At 70.7% G+C, this 21,867-nt stretch carries 18 protein-coding genes; 5 read left to right on the top strand and 13 right to left on the bottom strand.

Annotated elements, in window-relative coordinates; translation table 11 throughout:
• Positions 1 to 41: 41 nt before the first annotated feature.
• The 6 genes from ACFWBW_RS27505 to ACFWBW_RS27480 all read right to left on the bottom strand — a co-directional run bounded on the left by ACFWBW_RS27505 (position 42) and on the right by ACFWBW_RS27480 (position 6,439).
• Positions 42 to 1,793: a carbohydrate-binding module family 20 domain-containing protein gene (locus ACFWBW_RS27505; protein ID WP_385377538.1), complete on the bottom strand. Its 1,752-nt coding sequence runs from the start codon at positions 1,791 to 1,793 to the stop codon at positions 42 to 44.
• Between the two features lie 764 nt (positions 1,794 to 2,557).
• The gene (locus tag ACFWBW_RS27500; RefSeq protein WP_385377535.1) at positions 2,558 to 3,346 is read right to left on the bottom strand and encodes an aminotransferase class IV; all 789 of its coding nucleotides are present in this window, start codon (positions 3,344 to 3,346) and stop codon (positions 2,558 to 2,560) included.
• A 183-nt stretch (positions 3,347 to 3,529) separates the two neighbouring features.
• On the bottom strand, positions 3,530 to 3,907 hold the full coding sequence (locus ACFWBW_RS27495) for a DUF6193 family natural product biosynthesis protein (RefSeq protein WP_385377532.1): 378 nt from the start codon (positions 3,905 to 3,907) through the stop codon (positions 3,530 to 3,532).
• Between the two features lie 249 nt (positions 3,908 to 4,156).
• Positions 4,157 to 4,585 carry a DUF6188 family protein gene (locus tag ACFWBW_RS27490; RefSeq protein WP_385377529.1) on the bottom strand — a complete coding sequence of 143 codons (429 nt, stop codon included), beginning with the start codon at positions 4,583 to 4,585 and terminating at the stop codon, positions 4,157 to 4,159.
• A gap of 272 nt (positions 4,586 to 4,857) precedes the next feature.
• Positions 4,858 to 5,172 carry a 4a-hydroxytetrahydrobiopterin dehydratase gene (locus ACFWBW_RS27485; protein ID WP_385377526.1) on the bottom strand — a complete coding sequence of 105 codons (315 nt, stop codon included), beginning with the start codon at positions 5,170 to 5,172 and terminating at the stop codon, positions 4,858 to 4,860.
• Between the two features lies 1 nt (position 5,173).
• Positions 5,174 to 6,439 carry a Twin-arginine translocation pathway signal gene (locus ACFWBW_RS27480; RefSeq protein WP_385377524.1) on the bottom strand — a complete coding sequence of 422 codons (1,266 nt, stop codon included), beginning with the start codon at positions 6,437 to 6,439 and terminating at the stop codon, positions 5,174 to 5,176.
• A 126-nt stretch (positions 6,440 to 6,565) separates the two neighbouring features.
• Here ACFWBW_RS27480 and ACFWBW_RS27475 point away from each other — a divergent pair, with 126 nt between their 5' ends.
• Positions 6,566 to 7,036, top strand: a complete 471-nt coding sequence (locus tag ACFWBW_RS27475; protein WP_385377517.1) for a DUF6415 family natural product biosynthesis protein — start codon at positions 6,566 to 6,568, stop codon at positions 7,034 to 7,036.
• A gap of 734 nt (positions 7,037 to 7,770) precedes the next feature.
• Here the strand turns inward: ACFWBW_RS27475 and ACFWBW_RS27470 are convergent.
• The 5 genes from ACFWBW_RS27470 to ACFWBW_RS27450 all read right to left on the bottom strand — a co-directional run bounded on the left by ACFWBW_RS27470 (position 7,771) and on the right by ACFWBW_RS27450 (position 13,773).
• Entirely contained in the window at positions 7,771 to 8,778 is a 1,008-nt protein-coding gene (locus ACFWBW_RS27470) for a LacI family DNA-binding transcriptional regulator (protein ID WP_385377514.1), read from the bottom strand.
• On the bottom strand, positions 8,775 to 10,391 hold the full coding sequence (locus tag ACFWBW_RS27465) for a glycoside hydrolase family 13 protein (RefSeq protein WP_385377511.1): 1,617 nt from the start codon (positions 10,389 to 10,391) through the stop codon (positions 8,775 to 8,777). Before ACFWBW_RS27465 ends, ACFWBW_RS27470 begins: the two co-directional genes overlap by 4 nt.
• A gap of 76 nt (positions 10,392 to 10,467) precedes the next feature.
• Entirely contained in the window at positions 10,468 to 11,259 is a 792-nt protein-coding gene (locus tag ACFWBW_RS27460) for a sugar ABC transporter permease (RefSeq protein WP_385377640.1), read from the bottom strand.
• A 155-nt stretch (positions 11,260 to 11,414) separates the two neighbouring features.
• Complete coding sequence (locus ACFWBW_RS27455; RefSeq protein WP_385377508.1) at positions 11,415 to 12,485, bottom strand: carbohydrate ABC transporter permease; 1,071 nt, start codon at positions 12,483 to 12,485, stop codon at positions 11,415 to 11,417.
• 7 nt (positions 12,486 to 12,492) lie between these two features.
• A complete protein-coding gene (locus tag ACFWBW_RS27450) occupies positions 12,493 to 13,773 on the bottom strand; it encodes an extracellular solute-binding protein (protein WP_385377505.1) in 1,281 nt (426 codons plus the stop codon).
• 219 nt (positions 13,774 to 13,992) lie between these two features.
• On the opposite strand from ACFWBW_RS27450, the gene ACFWBW_RS27445 reads away from it, so the two are divergent.
• The 3 genes from ACFWBW_RS27445 (at position 13,993) to ACFWBW_RS27435 (ending at position 17,757) form a co-directional block, all read left to right on the top strand.
• A complete protein-coding gene (locus tag ACFWBW_RS27445) occupies positions 13,993 to 15,657 on the top strand; it encodes a glycoside hydrolase family 13 protein (RefSeq protein ID WP_385377502.1) in 1,665 nt (554 codons plus the stop codon).
• Between the two features lie 26 nt (positions 15,658 to 15,683).
• Complete coding sequence (locus ACFWBW_RS27440) at positions 15,684 to 16,724, top strand: LacI family DNA-binding transcriptional regulator (RefSeq protein WP_385377499.1); 1,041 nt, start codon at positions 15,684 to 15,686, stop codon at positions 16,722 to 16,724.
• Between the two features lie 127 nt (positions 16,725 to 16,851).
• Positions 16,852 to 17,757, top strand: a complete 906-nt coding sequence (locus tag ACFWBW_RS27435) for a phosphatase PAP2 family protein (RefSeq protein ID WP_385377496.1) — start codon at positions 16,852 to 16,854, stop codon at positions 17,755 to 17,757.
• 13 nt (positions 17,758 to 17,770) lie between these two features.
• Here the strand turns inward: ACFWBW_RS27435 and ACFWBW_RS27430 are convergent, their stop codons facing one another.
• Together ACFWBW_RS27430 and ACFWBW_RS27425 are read right to left on the bottom strand one after the other, a co-directional pair.
• A complete protein-coding gene (locus ACFWBW_RS27430) occupies positions 17,771 to 19,390 on the bottom strand; it encodes an amidohydrolase (RefSeq protein ID WP_385377493.1) in 1,620 nt (539 codons plus the stop codon).
• Positions 19,312 to 20,871: an amino acid permease gene (locus tag ACFWBW_RS27425; RefSeq protein WP_385377490.1), complete on the bottom strand. Its 1,560-nt coding sequence runs from the start codon at positions 20,869 to 20,871 to the stop codon at positions 19,312 to 19,314. Before ACFWBW_RS27425 ends, ACFWBW_RS27430 begins: the two co-directional genes overlap by 79 nt.
• A gap of 121 nt (positions 20,872 to 20,992) precedes the next feature.
• On the opposite strand from ACFWBW_RS27425, the gene ACFWBW_RS27420 reads away from it, so the two are divergent.
• Positions 20,993 to 21,613 (top strand): TetR/AcrR family transcriptional regulator, encoded by a 621-nt coding sequence (locus ACFWBW_RS27420; protein WP_385377486.1) that lies wholly within the window; start codon positions 20,993 to 20,995, stop codon positions 21,611 to 21,613.
• Positions 21,614 to 21,867: the final 254 nt, after the last annotated feature.

Below are 21,867 nucleotides of genomic sequence, written 5' to 3'. Positions count from 1 at the left end.
GGCGGATCTCCTCGGGTGCGGGACGGGGTGGGGCGGGAGGGTCAGTTGCGCCAGGTGTCGGTCAGCGTGACCTTGCCGTTGGCGGGAACCGTGGCGGAGCGATTGGCTCCGCTCTCCCAGGTGACGTTCCCGGCGGCGTCCTTGCGGACGTACTTGTACGCGAAGACCGTGCCGGGCGGGAGCGTGACGTCGAGCTTCCAGACGGGGTAGGCGGCCGGGTCGAGCTTGAGCGCGGCGCCGGTGTTCCAGCTGCCGAGCTCGGCGCGGTCACCGGTGACGTAGATGTTCTGGCCGACGACGGTGGTGGCGTTGACGGCGAAGGAGGCACCGGCGGTGGCGGTGGGAGTGGCCGTCGGGGTCGGGGTCGGGCTCGGGGTGGTGGCTCCGCATCCGCGGGCGCCAACGTGCAGGGCGACGGCCGTCCCGGCCCCGAGGGTGGCGGTGAACCGCCCGCCGGAGTCCACGGTCACGGCCCGCCCGCTCTGCACGTCGCAGTAGGCGCCGGCCGGGAGGGAGGTCTGGAACGTCCGGGTCAGCGCCGAGCCCTCGTGGTTGATCGCCACGTACGCCTTGGCACCGCGCCCGAAGGCGATCTGGTCGCCGCCGTTGTCCCACCAGTCCGTGACGGCCTGGCCGCGCGCGGAGTTGCGGAAGCCGACCATGGAGGAGATCTCCTGCCAGGCGTGCTGGCACTTCCACCCGTCGGCGTAACAGGAGTTCACCGTGCCGCCGTTGGGCGGTCCGGCGTCCCGGTCGGTCCACTCGTAGCCGGAGTGCACGTCCGGGGAGCCGTAGGGCCAGGCGAGCATGAAGACGTTGGCGAGCGTGTAGGCGGACCCGTTCTTGTAGCTGAGGGTGTCACCGCCGCGCTCGGTGTCGTGGTTGTCGACGAAGACGGCGGACTGCCCTGCGGGCATGTACCCCCAGGCCTCTCCGAAGTTCTTCAGGTTGGCGAGGTTCTCGCTCTGGAAGACCCGCTTGAGGTCCCGCGCGTACCGGAACTCCTGTACGTCGCCGCTCCCGAGGTACTCGGACGGCGAGACCGCCTCCCCCGCCCCGTGGATGGCCTCGAGTTTCCAGTAGGCGTTCGGGTTCGACATCCGCGACTTGATGTTGGCGAGGTCGGCGGCGGGCATGTGCTTGGCGGCGTCGATCCGGAAGCCGTCGACCCCCAGCGACAGCAGGTCGTTGAGGTAGCCGGCGATCCGGCCGCGCACGTAGTCCTCACTCGTGTCCAGGTCGGCGAGCTGGACGAGCTCGCAGTTCTGGACGTTCCCGCGATCCTGGTAGTTCGATATCGAGGACCGGCAGTCGTCCATGTCGCCACCGGAGTAGATGCCGGGGTAGTTGTACTTCGTGTACGAACTACCCCCCGTCCCCACCCCGTCGCCGGCCGCCATGTGGTTGATGACGGAGTCGGCGACGACCTTCACACCGGCCGCGTGACAGGCGTCGACCATGGCCTTGAAGGCGGTCCGGTCACCCAGCCGCCCGGCGATCTTGTAGCTGACGGGCTGGTACGAGGTCCACCACTGGGCCCCCTGGATGTGCTCCTGCGGGGGCGACACCTGGACGTAGCCGTACCCGGCGGGCCCGAGGCTCTCCGCGCAGGCCTTCCCCACGGAGTCGAACCGCCACTCGAACATGACGGCGGTGACGTCCTTCTCACCTGGGGCGGCGGCACGCGCCTCGGGGGCGGTCCCGCCGACGACGGCGAAGGCGGCCACGGCGGTGACGGCGGATACGGAAAGCAGCGCGGCGGCGGCTCTGGCGGCGCGGGCACGGGTGGGCATGCGGTGTTCCTCCTGGCGGAGAGGCACGGAGCCGGGTGGGGACCGGTCACGGCCGAGTTGGGGATTGCAGCGACCGTAGGTCCCGGGCGGAAGCACTGCAAGACCTTGCGCAAGAGATTGCAGAATTGTTTCCGGACGGAGTCGGGGGTGGGGGCGCTTGGGCTGCGGGCCGGGCGGTGGCTGCGCGGGTGCCGGGCGGCGTCCCGGCAGTCGAGCGTCCTTCCGTGGTGGGACGGTCCGTCAAGGGCGCTCCCTGCGGTCGCGTCGCTCCGCGATGGCCTCCGGCCACCCTTGACGGACCGTCCCACCACGGAAAACACAGGACTTCCGGGATCCCCCCGGGGAATGGCCGGGGGGAGAGTGCGGGGAGGAGCGGCCTGGTCGGAGATGCGCAGCCCCCTTCGGCCGGTCATCCGGTCACGGCCCCGGCAGGACCGTGACCTCAGCCGGTACGGACGTGCGGGGCGGTCAGAGCATCCAGGGCCGGGCGCCCGAACACCCTTCCCGTGACCGTCGACAGCCGACACGAGCGAGAGGTGGACAGGGAAGGCCTCAGGGTCGGTGGGCGCGACAGATCGCTACACAGTCCCACTCGGCTTGGCGACTACCGACCGTCCGTGGCGGATCTACACGGGCATGGGGTAAGAGTACGAGCGCATGTTCGGGTACGAGTTCGGGTACATGTACGTGGTGGCCCGTTCGACGACGTGGTGACTGCGGGCGGGTGACGGCGGGCGGGTGACGACCTGATGCCGATACGGCTGTCAGATGACGTCCCAGGGGACCGAGGCCCAGGCCCTGTCGAGGACTTCGGTCAGGACCGAGCCCCCGTCGGAGAAGGCGACCCGGTCGATGGAAGCCAGGGGCTGGCTAGGGCATTGGGAGTTGCTCGCGGCGGCGGCTCGAAGTTCGGGAAGGTCGTTGGCCGTCAGCGGGCGGGGCGACCACGGCGCACCGACGCGGGTCAGGCCGGCCTGCAGCAGCTGCATGGTGATGCCGGGCAGCATGGGGGCCTCGGGCCACAGCACCTGTTCTCCGTCCCAGAACGACACGTTCCAGACCGAGCCCTCACGGACGAACCCGTCCCGACCGACGAACAGGACATCGTCGAAACCCGCCTCGCGGGCCTGGAGCATTCCGTAGGTGAGCCCCATCGTCGCCGCGTGCTTGAGGTGCGGCAGGTCGCGCTCATACGTCGCCGTGCGAACCCGCAGGGCCGGCCGGGGGCTGTCGGCCACGGCGTCCGAGACCGACACCATGACGTCCGTACGGTCCTCTGAGCCGACTGCGGGAACGACGCTCACCCGCGCTGACGCAGCAGACCGGTCGCCGAGCCCGTGCCGGATGAGTTCGCGGATCCGGGCGTCGTCCTGCACGGCCGCCTCGCCGAAGAGCTCCAGGGAGGCGCCGGCCAGCCGTCGGAGGTGGAGCTCGAGACCCGGCACCGCCCCCTCGCGGACCTGCATCGACGTGAAGTGCCCGTAGTTCCAGGTCGCCACCCGGTGCACGTCCGCGACCTCTGCGGGCAGACCGTTGATCTCTACGCGCAGCACTCGCGCCATGCTGTCACAGCCGCTTTGTCCGCCGCTCCCTCGCGATCCGTGCGGAGTGGACCGCGCTTCCCGTGGAAGGCGGCTCGGACGCCTACGTGACGTGGGTCGCCCAGGAGACCGCCCAGGAGTAGTCGCAGAGCGTTCCGACGCGGTGTGCGGCCCGGGACGGTCGTGATCCGTTCGTCAGTGTTCCCCTGCCAAAGCGGCGAGGTTGTGACGGTTGCCGACAACCGCTCGGCCGCAGCCTGGAGGCAGGCGGTCCGCCACCATTTCCACGGCCGTCTCGGCGGTGGCGGCCTCGCCGACGGATTCCACCCTGGACGGGCCCGCCACGACGAAGCCCCCACCCTGCCTCTGCGCGATGTAGGGCACGTCCCACGTGCAGGGATGCTCGGTGCAGCGGCTGAAGTGCAGCTCCCACATGCCGACCCAGGGGAAGAGCTGCCGCAGCCTGGGTTCGGCGTAGGCGGCGCGGACCAGATGTCCGTCCACGCGATCTGAAGAGAAGAGCCTGGCCCACTCGGCCTCGACGACATCCTCCGCTGTTCCTGTGGAATCCATGGGAGCAGCGTCTCAGACGTGCGGAAACCCGACTCCAGAGAAGTCGAGCCGGATCCCCTCCTCGCCAACGTGGCCGGCCTGGGCAGCAGTCCGGCACGTCGTGGCCCCGCAGCGCATCGCCTGTCCTGTCTCAACGAAGTTGGTCGCTCGTATGCCGCTGACCTGGGTGGGCTGGATTGGGTGAGACGCGTGGACTTCGTTCGTTGAGGCGGACTGCAAGACTCGTAGCCGGCAGAACGCGTGTGGCGGCTAGGACTCGCTCGCTCCCGAGCCGGTCCAGACGGCGAGGTCGCCTCCAGGTAGCGATGTGAAGAGCCATCCTCGTGGGCCCGTGACCTGCCAGGCCTCGAAGGACGGATCGGGCGGGCAGGTCAGATGGTGGCCCGTGTCGAAGACGAGGCGCAGAGTGCCGGACTTGAACGCGACCGCCGACAGGACGCTTCCACCGAAGAGGGCGAGGGCCGCTGCGACGTCCTGCGACTCCGGTGTGAGGAGTATGGGCCGGTCGGCGTGGACCGTCCCGTGCGAGAGGCTGACGGGCGATTCCAAGACGACTTGCCCGTCCAAGTCGAGGATCAGCACGAGCCAGAAGTCCACCGTGATCTTCGTGACGCGCCCGCCACGAAGATTCAGGTTCCACCGGTCTTCGCACTCCACGGGACTCTCTTCAGTGCTCACTCCTACCTTGGCCGATTCGGAAGTCGAGAGCCATGGGCATTTCCCCGTGCTGAGCGCCGGAAGCGAGTGACCCCAGGACGGCCCCGCCTGATCCACTCCAGCCGGCACAGCCACTCAGCACTGCCAGCGCACTCGTGTCGCGCGCCTAGGTTCGCTGAGACAGAAATCCAAACGGCTGGGTTCGTTGAGAGAACGCCTCGATTGAATGAGACAGGACAACGCCCCCTCTCGGCCCTTCGGAGCCCGGGAGGGGGTCTTCCGTTCGTCCGGCGTCAGTCCAGCGGGAGTGCTTGGTGCGCGGCCACGATGGCGTCGATGCGGTGTGCGAGGTCGAAGTCCGCGTGGGTCAGACGGTGGCCGGCATCATGCGTGGTGATCGACGCGCGCAGACTGTCGATGCGGAGGTCCAGGTCAGCATGGTGCTGGATGCGCCGGGACCGGTCCGCGATGGTCACGATCGCCGCAACGGCTGCGTGGTAGCGGATCTCGTAGGTTCGGGTGATCTCATCACCCTTGCGCTCCCACCCCGGCAGCCCGGCCAGGTGCTCGATGATCACCTCGTCGGACAATGGCTTCGGTACACCCATGTCAGCTCCCCTCGTTCACGGGCGCCAGGACCTCCGCGAGGTCCCGGCCTACCGGGGCATCGTGCCACGGCCTCATCTCCCGCTCCAGGGCGTCTAGTTCGCGCAGCATCCGCGCGGACCGCGTCTCTGTTGCGATCTCCACTGCCGCGCGAGCGATCTCCAGCGCCTGTTCCGGTTCCCGGGCCACGGCGGCCGCCGTGGCGTGTCGGGCGAGGTACACACCGCGGTCCCTGCGGGCGGTCGCGGGAACCGCGTCAAGGATTTGTGACCACAACGACTCCGCCTCCCGGCCCAGGCCGAGACGGCCGTAGCAGGTGGCCCGCTGCACCTCAAGGTAGCCCGGCGTGCGCCGACAGGCATTACCCCACGGCAGGTCGTCGTCCACACGGGAGATGAGCCCGCCCGCAGTGTCGATCAGGCGGTCGACGGCGGTCCGGTCACCCGTGAGGCTGGCGCCGTGGGCCTGCTGCTGCATCGCCATGACCCGCACCTTGGGGACAACGCGGTCGTCATCGAGCACGGCCTCGCACAAGTCGATGACGCCGTGTCCGTCACCGAGGTCGGTGCGAACTTGGGCAAGGTTGACGAGTGAGTACCCGACAAGGTGCGGGTCCCTGGCGCGCGCAGCGATCTCCTGCGTTACACCCCTCCAGAACGCGGCCGCGCCGAGGTCTCCGGCATCCTGGTAGAGCCAGCCGACGAGCGCGGCGTATGCGGCGCCAACGCGAAGAAGCCCGCGGCGAGTCTCGCCCTTTGCACTGCGGACGAGCTTGTCGATGAGCTGGAACTGAGCGCTGACGGTGCCGACAAGATCGTGAGGGCCGAGGAACATGTCGGCGCGGTAGTGACCTTCCAACTGCTGCTGGAAGTAGTCGATGAGGGCCGGGTCGACGTACTGCGTGGCAACGGGACCGGGCATGAGCGCGGCCGCCGTGACGGATACGAACGTCCTGCGGTTCACGTCTTCCTCTGGGTGGGCTTCAGGTCGGATCCAGCCGGCAGGTGATCGGAAGCCGAGGTCCTCGGGCCATCGGCCGAGTGCGTCGTGCAGCACGGTCGCCGTCTCTTCCGACGGCCACCCCGGGCTGGTGCCTTCCCAACGCCGCCACGTTCGTGCGGACACCTCGTACGAGCGGTCGTCGAGGAACTGCTGCCCGTGAAGGCTGAGTGCCGCCGCAGCGGCGTCCATGCTGCGCCATCCGACCCGAAGTCGGGCGGCCCTGAGCGCGTCGTTTCGGTGGACCATGGCCCCAGTGTGAGGTGTCATCGCGCGTATCCCCGGCCATGGCCGCCACATGGCCATCGCTGGCCACGCGATGGCCTATCTGCCCATCTGCGTGCAGCGACATCATCCACCTACGACACAGGACGCGCTGACGAACCGGGGTAGACGGTGACGACGCAAGCAGGCAGGAACATTCAGGATTTGATCGCGGAGGCTCTTGGTCCATATCCGGAGCGCCCGTCCGCTGAGGGTGTGGCACAGCTCATCGACGACCTCATCACCTGCGGTCATCAACTCCACCATGCCGTGAAATGCCTTCCCCAGAACCGGCGGGACCCGCGAGCCTCCAATGCGGTCGAGGAATGGGAGTACACCTCAGCGGTCGGCCCACGGACTTCCGAACCGACCGCGAATTGGAACCACGCCCGCGGCCTGGCCAGAATTGCGCGGACCTTGACGTCAGTTCTCAGCGACTCCGAGCGCCCGGCAACGCGCTTCTGTTGCCTCTGCGACCGGCCGATCCTGAGCGATGGCTACGAGACGGTCCCTGGGCATTCAATGTCCGGATCCCGCCCGGACCAGCACGCTCACGAGCGGACGGATCCGGAGTGCCGGCCGATCCGGGCGCGTGACCGGTGACCGAGCGCCTGCGGCAGATCATCTACGTCCTGATCGTCCTCGGAGTCCTTGCCGTCATTGTCGCCAGCACCTACTGACCACACCGATGCCAGCTGCGAGGGCACACGGTCATGCTGAGCAGCTTCCCAGCCCGAGACGGCCCGCAGTCGCCAAGCCGAGCGAGACTGTGTAGCGATCTGATGCGCCCACCGCCTGAGGGGCTTCCTGTCCCCCTCATGCTCGGGGTGACGGTCGACGGTCTCGGGAAGGGTGTCCAGGCACGCCCGGCCCTGGATGCTCTGACTGCCCCGCGCGCCCATTCCGTCCGGCTGGCCGGTCCCGACCGTCCATGGTGCGGATGACCGGCCGGAGAGGGCACGGGCATCTCCGACGAGGCCGCCCCTCCCCTCTCCTCCCCCCGGCCATTCCCCGGGGGGATCCCGGAAGTCTTGTGGCGTTTCGGGGTGGGCCGGTCGGTCAAGGGTGGCCGAAGGCCATCGCGAAGCGACGCGACCGCAGGGAGCGCCCTTGAGGGACCGACCCGCACCGAAAGGACACTGGACTGGAGGGACGCCCACCGGAACCCCACGCAGCCAAGGACCAACCCGCAGCCCGGGCCGGCCGCCGACCCCACCCCGCAGCCCTGCGAGCCCGCGCCTCACCACCGAAGGGGGCGGGTGGGCAACCACCGGCTGAGGGTGGTGGTGAGAGGGGGGAAGAAGCCCCGCCCCCGCGAAGCCCCGTAACCCCCGCCCCTACTCCCCCGGCCCCTGTCCCGTGGACCCCCGGACCACCAGCTCCGGCTGGAACACGTACTCGGTCCGCTGGACCGGGGTGCCGGCGATCGCCTCCAGGAGGGCGCCCACCGCTGCCGTGGCCATGGCGCGGACCGGCTGGCGGACCGTCGTCAGTGGGGGGTCCGTGAAGGCGATCAGCGGGGAGTCGTCGAAGCCGACGACCGAGATGTCCTGCGGGACGCGCAGGCCCCGTTCGCGGGCCGCCCGTATGACGCCCAGGGCCATGGGGTCGCTGCCGCAGACGATGCCCGTACAGCCGCGGTCCAGCAGGGCTCCGCCCGCCGCGTGGCCGCCCTCGACGGTGAACAGGGTGCGCTGGATCAGCCCGTCGGCCGCCGCAGCCGGGAGGGCGGCGACGAAGCCCGCCTCCTTGCGGGCCGACGGGACGTAACGCGTCGGGCCGATGGCCAGGCCGATCCTGCGGTGGCCCAGGTCCTCCAGGTGACGGACCGCCATCTCCGCCGCAGCGCGGTCGTCCGGGGAGATGAAGGGGGCCTGGACCTGTTCGTTGAAGCCGTTGATCAGGACGAACGGGACCCCCCGCGCCGCCAGCCGCTGGTAGCGCGAAGGGTCCGCCGAGGAGTCCGCGTGCAGCCCGGACAGGAACACGATCCCGGTGACCCCGCGCTCCTCCAGCTGCTCCACCAGCTCGTCCTCGGTGGCCCCGCCCGGGGTCTGCGTGCACAGCACCGGGGTGTATCCGTGGCCCGCCAGGGTCTGCTCGATGACCTGGGCGAACGCCGGAAAGATCGGGTTGGTCAGCTCGGGGGTGAGGAGACCCACCAGCCCGTTGCTGCGCCGGCGCAGCCGGACCGGGCGTTCGTAGCCCAGCAGGTCCATGGCGGCCAGCACTTTGTGCCGGGTGCCGGACGCCACGCCCGCCTTGCCGTTGAGCACGCGGCTGACGGTCGCCTCGCTGACCGCGGCCTGCGCGGCGATGTCCGTCAGCCGCAGCGGGGAGGTCATCCCCGCCACCACACCGCCGTGTCGGCCGGCAGCTCCGACGGGTCGGGCAGGGGCCCGCTCGCCAGCAGTACGGTGCCCGGCGCGGGCATCCGTACCGGTCCGTCCGTGGTGTTGACCGTGCAGGTGAAGTCCCCCCGGCGGAAGGCCAGGACGCCCTCCGGGGCCTGAAGCCACTCCACCGCGTCGCCCGCGCCCAGCTCCGGCTGCGAGCGGCGCAGGCGCAGCGCGGCCCGGTAGAGCTCGAGGGTGGAGGCCGGGTCGCCGGTCTGCGCGGCCACGCTCAGGCCCGCCCACTCGGCCGGCTGCGGGAGCCAGCTGCCACCCTCGCCGAAGCCGTACGGGGCTTCGGTGCCCGACCACGGGATCGGTACGCGGCAGCCGTCGCGCAGCCCGTCCTGCCCGGCGCCGCGGGCGAAGGCCGGGTCCTGGCGGGCGGAGTCCGGAAGGTCGACGACCTCGGGCAGTCCGAGCTCCTCGCCCTGGTAGACGTACGCGGATCCGGGCAGGGCCAGCATCAGCAGCGCGGCCGCCCGCGCCCGGGCCAGGCCCTCGGCCCCTCCCCCGTACCGCGTGACGTGGCGCACCACGTCGTGGTTGGACAGCACCCACGTCGTCGGCGCGCCCACCGGGCGCATGGCGTCCAGCGAGTCGTCGATGGCGGACCGCAGGGCCTGCGCGTCCCACCCGGTGTTCAGGTAGTGGAAGTTGAAGGCCTGGTGCAGTTCGTCGGGCCGCAGGTACATGGCCGTCCGGTCGGCGCTGGGCGTCCAGGCCTCGGCCACGCCGATCCGGTCGCCGGCGTACTCGTCCAGCACCTTCCGCCAGGAGCGGTAGATCTCGTGGACGCCGTCCTGGTCGAAGAAGGGCAGCACCTGGTTGCCGAGCAGCTTCAGCTGCTCTCCGCGCCCCAGATCGGGCAGGCCCGGCGCCTTGACCAGGCCGTGGGCCACGTCAATGCGGAAGCCGTCGGCTCCGAGGTCGAGCCAGAAGCGCAGGATCGAGCGGAACTCGTCCTGGACCGCCGGGTGTTCCCAGTTGAAGTCGGGCTGCTCGGGTGCGAAGAGGTGCAGGTACCACTCCCCGTCGGCGACCCGGGTCCAGGCGGGTCCGCCGAAGATGGACTCCCAGTCGTTCGGGGGCTCGGTCCCGTCCTCTCCCCGCCCCGGGCGGAAGTGGAAGCGTTCGCGCAGCGGCGTACCCGGCCCTTCGCGCAGCGCCTGCTTGAACCATTCGTGCTGGTCGGAGCAGTGGTTGGGAACCAGGTCCACGATGATCCGCAGGTCCAGCTCATGCGCTTCGCGGATCACGGCGTCGGCGTCGTGGAGGCTGCCGAACATCGGGTCGATGGCCCGGTAGTCGGCGACGTCGTAGCCCGCGTCGGCCTGCGGGGAGGCGTAGAAGGGGCTGAGCCACACGGCGTCGACGCCGAGTTCCTTGAGGTAGGGCAGTCGGGTGCGGATGCCTTCGAGGTCCCCCATGCCGTCTCCGTTGGAGTCGGCGAAACTGCGCGGATAGACCTGGTAGATCACCGCTTCTCTCCACCAGCCGGGCTGGGTGCCGGTGGAGGTGGGAAGGCCGTCCAACGAGGATTCGGCGGCGAGGTGCTGGGTCATGTCGTCCTTGAATGGGTCGGGCCGGGGGTGAGAGGGGGCAGGCACCGGGTGGTCGGCCCGTGCGCGCGGGGGCGGGTCAGCCCTTGGTCGCGCCTGCCGTCATCCCGGCGACGAGGTGACGCTGGGCGAAGAGGAAGAAGAACGCCGCGGGGATGGCGATGAGGATGGAAGCCGCGCTCATCGCACCCCAGTTGGAGGTGTACTGGGTGACGAAGGTCTGCAGGCCGCCGGCCAGTGTGAGGTTCTCGTCGCCGACCATGAAGGCGGAGGCGTACGCGACCTCGCCCCAGGCGGTGATGAAGGCGTAGAAGCCCGTGACGGCGAGGCCCGGCTTGGCGAGCGGCAGGATGAGGCGCCAGAAGGTGCCGAAGGGGTTGAGCCCGTCGACGCGGCCGGATTCGTCGATCTCGACCGGGATGGTGTCGAAGAAGCCCTTCATCATCCAGGCGCAGAACGGCACGGCGATCGTGAGGTACGTGATCACCAGGCCGATCGGCTGGTTCAGCAGCCCCAGGTCTCCCATGAGGTTGTAGAGCGGGACGATGAGGATGGCCATCGGGAACATCTGCGTGATGAGCAGGGTCCACATCAGCGGCTTCATTCCGGGGAACTTGAAGCGGCTGACGGCGTATCCGGTGGTGGCGGCGATGAACACCCCGAGGACGGTGGTGATGCCGGCGACGAGGACGGAGTTCGCGAACCAGGAGAGGAAGGAGGTCGACTCCAGCAGGTAGCCGTAGTTGTCGAGGGTCGGTTCCTTGACGAAGTCCGTGGAGATGGCGTGCTTCGCGGGCTTGAGCGAGGTCAGCAGCACCCACAGCACCGGGAAGACGGCGATCACGGCGGCGACGGCCAGGGTGGCGTGCAGCCCGGCGGAGGCGAGCGGGGAGCGCTTGCCGCGCGGGCGGACGGAGGCCGCCTTCGCGGAACTCCCGGACCCTGCGGAACTCCCGGACCCGGCGGAACTCGCGGACCCTGCGGAACTCCCGGACCTTGCGGAACTCGCGGAGTTGGTCGTCACGGTCACCACACCTCTCCCTGCTTGCGCAGCGAGCGCCGGTAGACCAGCGCGAACATCGTGAGCAGCAGGAGGATCAGTACGCCCCAGGTCGCCGAGACCGCGAAGTCGCGCGGGCTCGTCACGAACGCCTCGCGGAAGGCCTGGGTCACCAGGATCTCCGTGGAGTCGCCCGGGCCTCCCCGGGTGAGCAGGAAGATCACCGGGAACATGTTGAAGGTCCAGATGGTGGAGAGCAGGATCACGGTCATGCTGACCGTGCGCAGTCCCGGCAGGGTGATGTGGCGGAACCGCTGCCAGGGGCTCGCCCCGTCCATCTCGGCGGCCTCGTAGAGCTCGCCGGGGATGGACTGCATGCCGCCGAGCAGGGCGACCATCATGAAGGGGACGCCGAGCCAGACGTTGACGGCGATGACCGCGATCTTGGCCCAGGTCGGGTCGTCGAGCCACGGGACGGCGGAGATGCCGCCGCCTTCGAGGATCTTGTTGAGGATGCCGTTGTCGCGGTTGAAGAGGAACCGCCAAGCGAAGACGGAGACGAATCCGGGGACGGCCCAGGGCAGGATGAGTGCCATCCGGTAGGCGGCGCGTCCCTTGAACTCGCGGTTGAGCACGGTGGCGAGGCCGAGGCCCAGCGCGAAGGTGACCGACACGCAGGCGACGGTCCACGTCACCGTCCACACCAGCCGCTGCAGGAACACCGGGTCGGCGAGGACGTCGGCGTAGTTGTCGAGTCCGATGAACTCGTACGTCGCCTCGATGTGGTTGGCGCCGATGGTGCGGCCGACGTTGCGCTCGGTGGCGTCGGTCAGCGACAGGTAGACGCCGCGGACGAGCGGCCAGCCGATGATCACGCCGAGCACGAGCACCACGGGGGTGATCATGGCCCAGGCGTACCAGTGGGTGGCCAGCGCCCGCTTCAGCCCCGGGCGATTGCCCCCGCCGGCCTTGCCGCCGGCCTTGGCGCCGGCCCTGTTGTCAGTCCTGCGGCTCCGGCCGCGGGCGGCGGGACCGGCGTCAGGACCGGTCTCGCTGCCCGCGGCCTTCGCCACCGACTGGCTGGTGTGAGCAGCCATGGTTTCGTTACTTCCAGCCCTTGAGGATCTTGCGGAATTCGACGCCGGCCGCCTTGGCCGCGTCCTCCGGGCTCGACGCCCCGGTGACCGCCTTGGTGTATTCGACCTTGAGCGGCTCGAAGAGGGCACCGTTCTCCGGGATCCAGGCGCGCTCGACGGCCTTGTCCACGGCCGGCTTGAAGAACTGGACCATCTCGCTGGACTTGACCTCGGGCTGCTCGTAGGCGGCGGTCCGGGTCGGGAGCAGGCTCAGGTCCTTGGTGGACTGGACCTGCACCTCCTGCGAGGTCATGTAGTCGACGAAGGCGTTCGCGGCGGCGATGTTCTTGGAGCCCGCGTAGACGGCGAGGTCGTGGCCGCCCTGCGGGGCGCCCGCCTTGACGGAGCCGGCCGGGACCGCGGCGATGCCGAGGTTGGCCTTGTCCTTGAACTGGTCGCCCGCGTAGCTGTCGGCCACGGCCCAGGGGCCGTTGATCATCATCGCGACCTCGCCCGTCTTGAAGGCGGTCTGCATGTTGGTCCAGCCGTCGGTGGCGTTGGTGATCGCGGCGCCCGAGGTGACCAGGTCGCGGGCGGCCTTGAAGGCCTTGACGCCCGCCGGGTTGTCGACGGTGACCGTCTTGGTCTTCGCGTCGACGAGGTCGCCGCCCTCTCCGTAGATGAGGGGGAGGAACCAGTAGGAGTCGTCGCCGCGCAGGTAGAGGCCGGCCTTGCCGGTCTTGGCCTTGATGGCGGCGGCGGCGGTCTTCACCTCTTCCAGCGTCTTGGGGGGCTGGACGCCGGCGTCGGCGAGCATCTTCTTGTTGTAGAAGAGGCCCATGGTGTCGATGACCTGCGGGACGGCGTAGGTCTTGCCCTCGTACTTGCCGCTGGCGGCGGCCTGGGGCAGGAACTCGGCGTCGACCTTCTTGGCCGTCTCGGCCGGGACCTCGGCGAGGTAGCCGAGGGAGGCGAAGTCGGCGACCCAGCCCACGTCGGCGCGGATCACGTCGGGGGCCTCGGAGCCGCTGCTGAAGGCGTTCTTGACCTTGTTCTGCGCGTCGCCGTAGGGGACGTTGACGTACTTGACGGTCACCTTGGGGTGCTTGGCGGTGAACGCCTCGGCGAGCTTCTGGAAGGACGCCTTCTCGGCGTCGTTCGAGGTGTCCCACCACGTGACCGTGCCGGAGAGCTCCCCGTCGGCCTTGGCGCCGCCGCTGCCGCCGCCGTCCTTGGTGTCACCGCCGCAAGCCGTCGCCGCGAGCGCCAGAGCCGCGACCAGCGCGGTGGCCGCTATGCCACGCCGCATATGAACTCCTTCGATGATCCCGGCCGCGCCTCGCGTCCCGAGTTGCCGAGAACGTAACAAGCCTGAAAGCCGACCGAAAGACCTTGCGGGAAGTTTCTGCAAGAAGGGGTGATCGTTACATCCGTGTGTCCGTACGGTTGCCGCAGCTTGCTGTTAGTTCGAACCCTCTTCGACTGTCCGGGCCCGCAACCAGGGGGGTCGTACGCGCGTTGACCCGATATGACCCACGAGTTGACCGCCTCCCGGCTTGCAAGCGCTTCCAGCAACGCCACCGCGAGCGGCGGCTGGTGGCGCGATGCCGTCATCTACCAGGTGTACGTGCGCTCCTTCGCGGACAGCGACGGCGACGGGATCGGGGACCTGCGCGGGGTCCGCGAGCACCTTCCCCACCTGGCCCGGCTCGGGGTCGACGCGGTGTGGCTGACCCCCTTCTACGTCTCCCCGCAGGCGGACGGCGGCTACGACGTCGCCGACTACCGGGCCGTCGACCCCCTCTTCGGTGACCTCTCCGACGCCGACGACCTCATCCGCGCCGCGCACGCCCTGGGGCTGCGGGTCATCGTGGACGTGGTCCCGAACCACACCTCCGAGCAGCACGTCTGGTTCCGGGCGGCGCTGGGCGGGGAGCCCGGGGCCCGCGACCGCTACCACTTCCACCCCGGCCGGGGCCCCTCCGGGGAGCTCCCGCCCAACGACTGGGAGTCGGTCTTCGGCGGCCCCGCCTGGAGCCGGACCCCGGACGGCGCCTGGTACCTGCACCTCTTCGCCCCCGAGCAGCCCGACCTGAACTGGGAGAACCCGGAGGTCGCCGAGGAGTTCTCCGCCGTCCTGCGGTTCTGGCTCGACCTCGGCGTCGACGGGTTCCGGGTGGACGTGGCGCACGGCATGGTCAAGGCCCCGGGCCTGCCGGACATCGGCCGCGGCGCGCAGGCCACCCTCATCGGCACCGAGCCGCTCCCCTTCTTCGACCAGGACGGCGTCCACGAGATCCACCGCTCCTGGCGGCGGCTGCTCGATTCCTACGAGGTCCCGCGCATCGGGGTCGCCGAGGCCTGGGCGCCCACCTCCGAGCGGCTCGCCCTGTACGTCCGCCCCGACGAACTGCACCAGGCCTTCAACTTCCGATTCCTGAACTGCCCGTGGGACACCGCCCGGCTGCGGACCGTCATCGACGAGTCCCTGGCCGCCACCGCCTCGGTCGGCGCCCCGACGACCTGGGTGTTGTCCAACCACGACGTCGTGCGCCACCGCACCCGCTACGGCAGCCTGGCCCGGGCGCGCGCGGCCGCGCTGCTGATGCTGGCCCTGCCCGGATCGGCGTACGTCTACCAGGGCGAGGAGCTCGGACTGCCCGAGGTCGTCGACCTCCCGGACTCCGCCCGCCAGGACCCGGCCTTCGCCCGCGGCGCCGGGCAGGACGGGCTGCGCGACGGCTGCCGCGTACCGATCCCGTGGTCCGGCGAGGAGCCCCCGTACGACTTCGGGCCGGCCGGGAGCTGGCTCCCGCAGCCGGCCGGCTGGGGCGGGCTCAGTGTCGCCGCGCAGACCGGCGACCCCCACTCCACCCTGGAGCTCTACCGCGCCGCCCTGGAACTGCGCCGGGCGATGCCCGGTCTCGGAGCGCCGGAGGCGGGGGTCGGGGATGCGGTGGAGGACGGGGACGCGCTGGAGGACGGGGCTCCGGAGTCCGGGATGCAGTGGCTGCCCGCGCCCGAGGGAGTGCTGCTCTTCACCCGGCCCGGCTTCGCGTGCACGCTCAACACCCGGCCGGTCCCGCTCGAAATGCCCTCGCCCGGACGACCCGTCCTGTCGAGCGCCCCGGTGGAGACGGACGGCCGTACCGTCCGGCTTCCCCCGGATTCGTGCACGTGGTGGTCATTGTGAACGTCCGACCGGTACAGTCCAATCCCGTGACCGCACGGCTAGCCGACATCGCAGCCCAGGCGGGGGTCAGCGAAGCCACAGTCAGCCGCGTGCTCAACGGCAAGCCCGGTGTGGCCGCAGGCACCCGTGAATCCGTGCTGGCCGCCCTCGACGTACTCGGCTACGAGCGTCCCGTACGACTGCGCCAGCGCAGCGCGGGCCTCGTGGGTCTGATAACCCCCGAGCTCGACAACCCCATCTTCCCGGCGCTCGCCCAGGTCATCGGCCAGGCGCTGACCCGGCAGGGCTACACCCCGGTGCTGGCCACGCAGACGCCCGGCGGGTCCACGGAGGACGAGCTCGTGGAGATGCTCGTCGAGCGCGGGGTGTCCGGGATCATCTTCGTCTCCGGGCTGCACGCGGACACCACGGCCGACATGGGCCGCTACGACCAACTCCGCGGCCAGGGCGTCCCGTACGTCCTCATCAACGGCTTCTCCGACAAGGTGCAGGCCCCCTTCGTCTCCCCCGACGACCGGGCCGCGATGCAGCTCGCGGTGACCCACCTGACCGCGCTCGGGCACACCCGGATCGGACTGGCCGTCGGGCCCAAGCGGTTCGTGCCGGTGCTCCGCAAGATCGAGGGCTTCCGCCTCGGCATGAAGGAGCGGCTCGGACTCGGCGAGGACGAGGTCGAGGAGCTGATCCAGCACTCCCTCTACACGCTGGAGGGCGGCCAGGCCGCCGCGGCCGCGCTGATCTCGCGCGGCTGCACGGCGGTGGTGTGCGCGAGCGACATGATGGCGCTCGGCGCGATCCGGGCCGCCCGGCAGCAGGGGCTCAAGGTCCCCCAGGACGTCTCGGTCGTGGGCTTCGACGATTCCCCGCTCATAGCGTTCACGGATCCGCCGCTGACCACCATCCGCCAGCCCGTGCAGGCCATGGGTCAGGCCGCGGTACGGACCCTGCTGGAGGAGATCGGCGGTACGCCGGCCCCGCACAGCGAGTTCGTGTTCCTCCCCGAGCTCGTGGTCCGCGGTTCGACCGCTTCAGGCCCGCGGCAGGGCCGCGGCGACGCACGCCCCTGAGGCACGCCCCTGCCGACACCCCCTAGGGACGTAAGGCCTCCGCTCGTTCCGAAGGTGGAGAGGCTGCGGCCAAGACCGTCCCAGGGGATGATCGAAGGAGAGTCCGCATCTGGCAGACTCTTTTCCTATGGGTGAAGCGAGCGTGAAGACACTGGATACCCGGACGGACGTCTCGTCACCCCCCGTGACCGAGAGCAAGGACCGCCCGGAGTCGTCCGAGCGCGCACTGCTCTCCAGGCTGCGCGCCCCGCGGCGACCCCGGATCTGGTTCGAGGTCCTGCTGATCGCGGTCAGCTACTGGACCTACTCGCTGATCCGCAACGCCGTGCCCGAGCAGAAGGCCGCCGCGCTCGCGAACGCCGACTGGATCTGGAAGGTGGAGCAGGCGCTCGGCATCGCCGTCGAGGAGAGGGTCAACCACGCGGTCGATTCGGTGACCTGGCTCGTGGTGGGCATGAACTACTACTACGCCACGCTGCACTTCGTCGTGACCATCGGCGTGCTGGTCTGGATCTACCGCTTTCATCCCGGGCGTTACGCGGCGACGCGGCTCGTCCTCTTCGCCACCACGGGCGTGGCCCTGGTCGGCTACTACTTCTATCCGCTCGCGCCGCCCCGGCTGATGAACGGGCAGAACTTCATCGACACCGTGCTGGTCCATCACACCTGGGGCTCCATGGCCTCGGGCAACCTCAAGCACATGTCGAACCAGTACGCGGCCATGCCGTCCATGCACATAGGGTGGTCGCTCTGGTGCGGGCTGACGATCTTCGCGGTCGCCTCCGCCCCCTGGGCCCGGATCCTGGGCCTGCTCTACCCGACGGCGACGCTGGTCGTGATCGTGGCCACCGCCAACCACTTCTGGCTCGACGCCGTCGGCGGCATGATCTGCCTGGCCTTCGGTTACGCCGTCTCCCGCGCCTGGTACGGATCCCTCCCGCACCGGCTGCCGCGCCGGCCCGAGGAGACCGGCCGCCACCCGGTGGCGGCGGCCGTCCTGAACCATCCGGCACTGGCCCGCTTCCAGCGCTGAGTCCCGGCCTCCTCTACCCCTCCCTGTGGGTACACCCCTCCCTGTGGGTAATGCGGCCTCCCGACATGGTGAGCCGGACCGGCGCCCCGGCCAGTTCGTCCGCCGGAGCCGCCACCGGGTCCAGGCCGAAGGCGGTCAGGTCCGCCCGGTAACCGGCCGCGATGCGGCCCGCCACCGCTTCCTCCCCCGCCGCCAGCGCGGCGTGCGAGGTCATGCCCTCCAGGGCCATCAGCCCGCTCAGGGCCGCCCCGGTCCGGGCCCCCGTACCGGCCGAGGCCGCGCCGCGCGGGTCGCGGGCGGTGGCCAGGACCTGGCGGGCGTCGTAGTGGGCGATGGGCCAGTCCGAGCCGAGCGCGAGGACCGCACCGGCCTCGCGCAGGTCCCGGCAGCGCCAGGCGCGGCCGGCCCGCTCCTCCCCCAGCCGCTTGGACCACTCGTCGCTGTGGTCGGCCCGGGTGTACGCGGTGTGCGGCGGCTGCATCGAGGCGATCACCCCGAGCTCCGCGAACCGCTTCAGCTGGCCGTCCGGGACCGTCTCGATGTGCTCGATCCGGTGCCGCATCCGGCCCCGCGGGCCCAGGGACTGCACGGTGTCCAGGACGTGCCGCACGGCCGCGTCGCCGATGGCGTGGGTCGCGGTGCGCACCCCGGCCGCGTCGAGGACCCGTACCGCCTCGGCGTAGGCGTGCGGGTCGGGCCAGAAGGCCTCGGTGCCCCGGCCGTGGCAGTCGGCGTGCTCCAGCCAGGCGGTTCCGCCCTCGACGGTGCCGTCCATGAAGAACTTCACCCCGCCGACCTTCCAGTGGCGGCCCGTGACCCGCTGGAGCTCGATCAGCTCGTCCAGGTCCGCGCCGGTGGCGCCCGGCATGCACCAGGGGGCGAGGTTCAGGCGCAGCGGCAGGTCTCCCTCGTACTCGGCGGTCGCGAGCAGGGCCGGTACGTCCCCGTCGCCGAGGTCCATGACGTGTGCGCCGGTCAGCCCGGTGGCGGCCATGTCGCCGAGCAGCCGGGTGAGGCGTTCCCGGCGCTCGGTGTACGTGGGCTTCGGCGCGAGCGAGCCGACCAGCGCCATGGCGGCGTGTTCGACGAGGTGGCCGGTGGGGTGCCCGCCGGGGTCGCAGACGATCTCGGAGCGCTGGGCGAAGGAGCGCGGACCGGTGATCCCGGCGGCGGCCAGGGCCGCGCCCGAGGCGAGGGCGGAGTGGCCGTCGTAGAGGCGCAGGAAGGCGGGGGCTCCGGCGAGGGCCTCCTCGATCAGGGCCTTGTCGACGGGCCGCCCGCCGAAGGCGTTGTGGTCGAGGCCGAAGCCGGTGACCCAGCCTCCGGGGCCCCTCTCGGCGGTGCGCAGGGCGGCGCGGAGCTGGTCGAGGTCGGTGACGGCGGAGAGGTCGGTGCCCTCTGCCATCTCGATGCCCCAGACGGGGTGGCTGTGGGCGTCGGTGAGGCCGGGGGTGAGGGTGGCGCCGCCGAGGTCGACGGTCTCGGTGCCGGGGCCACGCCAGTCGCGGACGTCGGCCTCGTCGCCGACGGCGACGATCTCGCCGCCGAGGACGGCTACCGCGCGGGCCTCGGGGCGGGCGGGGTCGAGGGTGCGGACGCGGGCTCCGGTGAGGACGGTGTCGGCAGCGGGCACGGCTCTGCTCCTTGGGGGGCTTCGGGGGAAGGTTCTTCGGCGAATCGGGCGTAGACCTCGGGTCGGCGGGTCTTCAGGCGCTGGGCGAGGGCGAGCCCCGCGAGGAAGACGGCGGGGACGAGGGCCACGAGGAGGGTGTTGACGGTGGTGGAGGCCATGGTGAAGAGGGCCACCTTGGAGACGACCAGGCAGATCGCGACGGCCAGCAGCACGGCGGCCGTGACGGGCGCGATCAGGGTCCGCCAGGGCCCCTCGTCGTGCCGGACCCGGCGGAAGTAGACGGGTACGGCGATCGCGGCGAGCAGCATCAGGGCCATGAGGCCGATCATGCCCGGGGTGTTCACCCAGAGCAGGAGCTGCTGGTACGGGTCGGCTCCGGCGAGGGCGAAGCCGAGAACGACGACGGCGCCGAGGGCGGTCTGCGCGGCGCCGGCGACGTACGGGGAGCCGTGGCGCGGGTGGATCCGGCCGAGGGCGGCGGGCAGGACGCCCTCCTCCGCGAGGGCGAGCGCGTACCGGTTGATGGCGTTGTGGAAGGCGAGGAGGGAGGCGATGACGCTGGTGACGATGAAGACGTGCATCAGGTCGGCCGCCCAGGGGCCCACGTAGGTGGTGATGGCGGTGAAGAAGAGGCCCGCCGGGTCCTCGGCGGCCGCGGCGAGGACTTCCCCGGACCCGAAGGCCTGGATGACGGTCCAGACGACGAAGGCGTAGAAGAGGCCGAGGAAGGCGACGGCGATGTAGGTGGCGCGCGGGATGGTCCGGTCGGGGTCGCGGGCCTCGCGGCGGTAGATGACGGTGGACTCGAAACCGGTGAACGCGGCGAAGGCGAAGGCCAGGACGGCGGCGGTGCCGGGGACGAGCACCGCGCCGGGGGCGAAGGACCCGAGGGAGAGGCCGTGGGCGCCGCCCTCCAGCAGGACGCCGCCCGCGAGCAGGACGAGGATCCCGGTCTCGGCGACGAGCAGGACGCCGAGCAGTTTGGCGCCGAAGTCGATGGAGCGGAAGCCGCCGTACCAGACGAGGAGGAGGCCGGCGAGGGAGACGGGGAGCCAGGGGATGTCGAGGCCGGCGAGGGCCTGCCCGGTGTCGGCGGTGGTGGTGCCGAGGAGCCCGTAGACACCGATCTCCATGCCGTTGTAGCCGATGAGGGCGAGCAGGGCGGCGCCGATGCCGACGCGCTTGCCGAGGCCTCGGGCGATGTAGGCGTAGAAGGCGCCGCCGCTGCGGACGTGGCGGCTCATGGTGGTGAAACCGACGGCGAAGACCGCGAGGGTGAGGCCGGCGAGGAGGTAGCCGGCGGGGGCGCCGATGCCGCCGAGGAGGATCGCCACGGGGGCGACGCCGGCCATGACGGTGAGCGGGGCGGCCGCGGAGACGACGAAGAAGGAGATGTCGGCGGTACCGAGCGCGCCGCGGCGCAGGTCGTTACCGGTTCTCGGCGGCTTCGGCGGCTTCGGTGGCTTCGGCGTTTCGGGCATGCGGGAGCACCCTTCTGCGAACGGCAGGCGGCGGGAACCAGAAAACCTAAAGGCTTTCGGTTTGCGGCAATGTAGCCTCCGGTTTTGGGATACGGGAAGACCTGACGGCGGGAGAAATACGATGGCGCGGCCGCGCACCCCACTGCTCGACCGGGAGCGGATCGGCGCTGCCGCCCTGCAACTGCTCGCCGATCAGGGAGAGTTCAGCGTTCCGCAGATCGCCCGCGCACTCGGGGTGCAGACCGGGTCGCTGTATCACCACGTGGACGGCCGGGCCGGGGTGATCGAGCTGGTCCGCGAGCGGGTGTGCGCCCGGATCGACGGCGACACGCTGTCCTCACCGGAGCCCTGGGACCGGTCGCTGGAGGCCTGGGCCCGCTCGTACCGGGCCGCTTTCGCCGCCTATCCGCGGGCCATCCCGCTGCTGATGACCACCCCGGTACGGGCGCCCGCGGTGCTCGCGCAGTACGAACGGGCGGTGGCCCTCCTCCTGCGGGCGGGCTTCGCCGCGGAGCAGGTGATGCCGCTGCTCACGGGCCTGGAGAACCTGGTCCTGGGCTCGGCCCTGGACCTCGCCGCCCCGGACGCCATGTGGGAGCCGACCCCGGGCACCCCCCTGCTCGCCCGCGCCCTGGCCGCCCAGGGCCCGGGCCGCGCGGAGGCCGCCTTCGAGGTGGGCCTGACGGCGTTCCTGGCGTACGCGCGGGGGCTGCGGGGCGTGGCGGACACGTACACGTCCTGAGCTTGAGCAAGTACCCCCGGCCCAGGTGAGTATGCGTACTCACGCGCCGGGCTCGCCATGATCAGAGACTGTCCGCATGACCCGAACCCATGGCTCCACCAGCACGTTCGCCCGCTCCGCGCGCCGGCCGCTGCTCCCCGTCGCCCTGACGGCCCTCGCCGTGCTGGCACTCAGCTGATGCGGCCACACAAAGGCGGCGTGCGGATCTAGGTGGCCGACGGCCCCGTCCGCGCGGGGAGAGCAGGAAGAAACGG

The organism is Streptomyces sp. NPDC059957, from assembly GCF_042730015.1.
Taxonomy (GTDB): Bacteria; Actinomycetota; Actinomycetes; order Streptomycetales; family Streptomycetaceae; genus Streptomyces.
Note: the sequence above shows the minus strand (reverse complement) of the source record. Positions and strands in the feature narration are given on the sequence as shown.

What these genes read in the sequence shown, in the direction of transcription:
- ACFWBW_RS27495 (WP_385377532.1), bottom strand. Translation starts at nt 3,907, where the DNA reads ATGGATTCCACAGGAACAGCGGAGGATGTCGTCGAGGCCGAGTGGGCC.
- ACFWBW_RS27425 (WP_385377490.1), bottom strand. Translation starts at nt 20,871, where the DNA reads ATGCCCGAAACGCCGAAGCCACCGAAGCCGCCGAAGCCGCCGAGAACC.
- ACFWBW_RS27505 (WP_385377538.1), bottom strand. Translation starts at nt 1,793, where the DNA reads ATGCCCACCCGTGCCCGCGCCGCCAGAGCCGCCGCCGCGCTGCTTTCC.
- ACFWBW_RS27480 (WP_385377524.1), bottom strand. Translation starts at nt 6,439, where the DNA reads ATGACACCTCACACTGGGGCCATGGTCCACCGAAACGACGCGCTCAGG.
- ACFWBW_RS27420 (WP_385377486.1), top strand. Translation starts at nt 20,993, where the DNA reads ATGGCGCGGCCGCGCACCCCACTGCTCGACCGGGAGCGGATCGGCGCT.
- ACFWBW_RS27435 (WP_385377496.1), top strand. Translation starts at nt 16,852, where the DNA reads ATGGGTGAAGCGAGCGTGAAGACACTGGATACCCGGACGGACGTCTCG.
- ACFWBW_RS27445 (WP_385377502.1), top strand. Translation starts at nt 13,993, where the DNA reads ATGACCCACGAGTTGACCGCCTCCCGGCTTGCAAGCGCTTCCAGCAAC.
- ACFWBW_RS27470 (WP_385377514.1), bottom strand. Translation starts at nt 8,778, where the DNA reads ATGACCTCCCCGCTGCGGCTGACGGACATCGCCGCGCAGGCCGCGGTC.
- ACFWBW_RS27485 (WP_385377526.1), bottom strand. Translation starts at nt 5,172, where the DNA reads ATGGGTGTACCGAAGCCATTGTCCGACGAGGTGATCATCGAGCACCTG.
- ACFWBW_RS27450 (WP_385377505.1), bottom strand. Translation starts at nt 13,773, where the DNA reads ATGCGGCGTGGCATAGCGGCCACCGCGCTGGTCGCGGCTCTGGCGCTC.
- ACFWBW_RS27455 (WP_385377508.1), bottom strand. Translation starts at nt 12,485, where the DNA reads ATGGCTGCTCACACCAGCCAGTCGGTGGCGAAGGCCGCGGGCAGCGAG.
- ACFWBW_RS27465 (WP_385377511.1), bottom strand. Translation starts at nt 10,391, where the DNA reads ATGACCCAGCACCTCGCCGCCGAATCCTCGTTGGACGGCCTTCCCACC.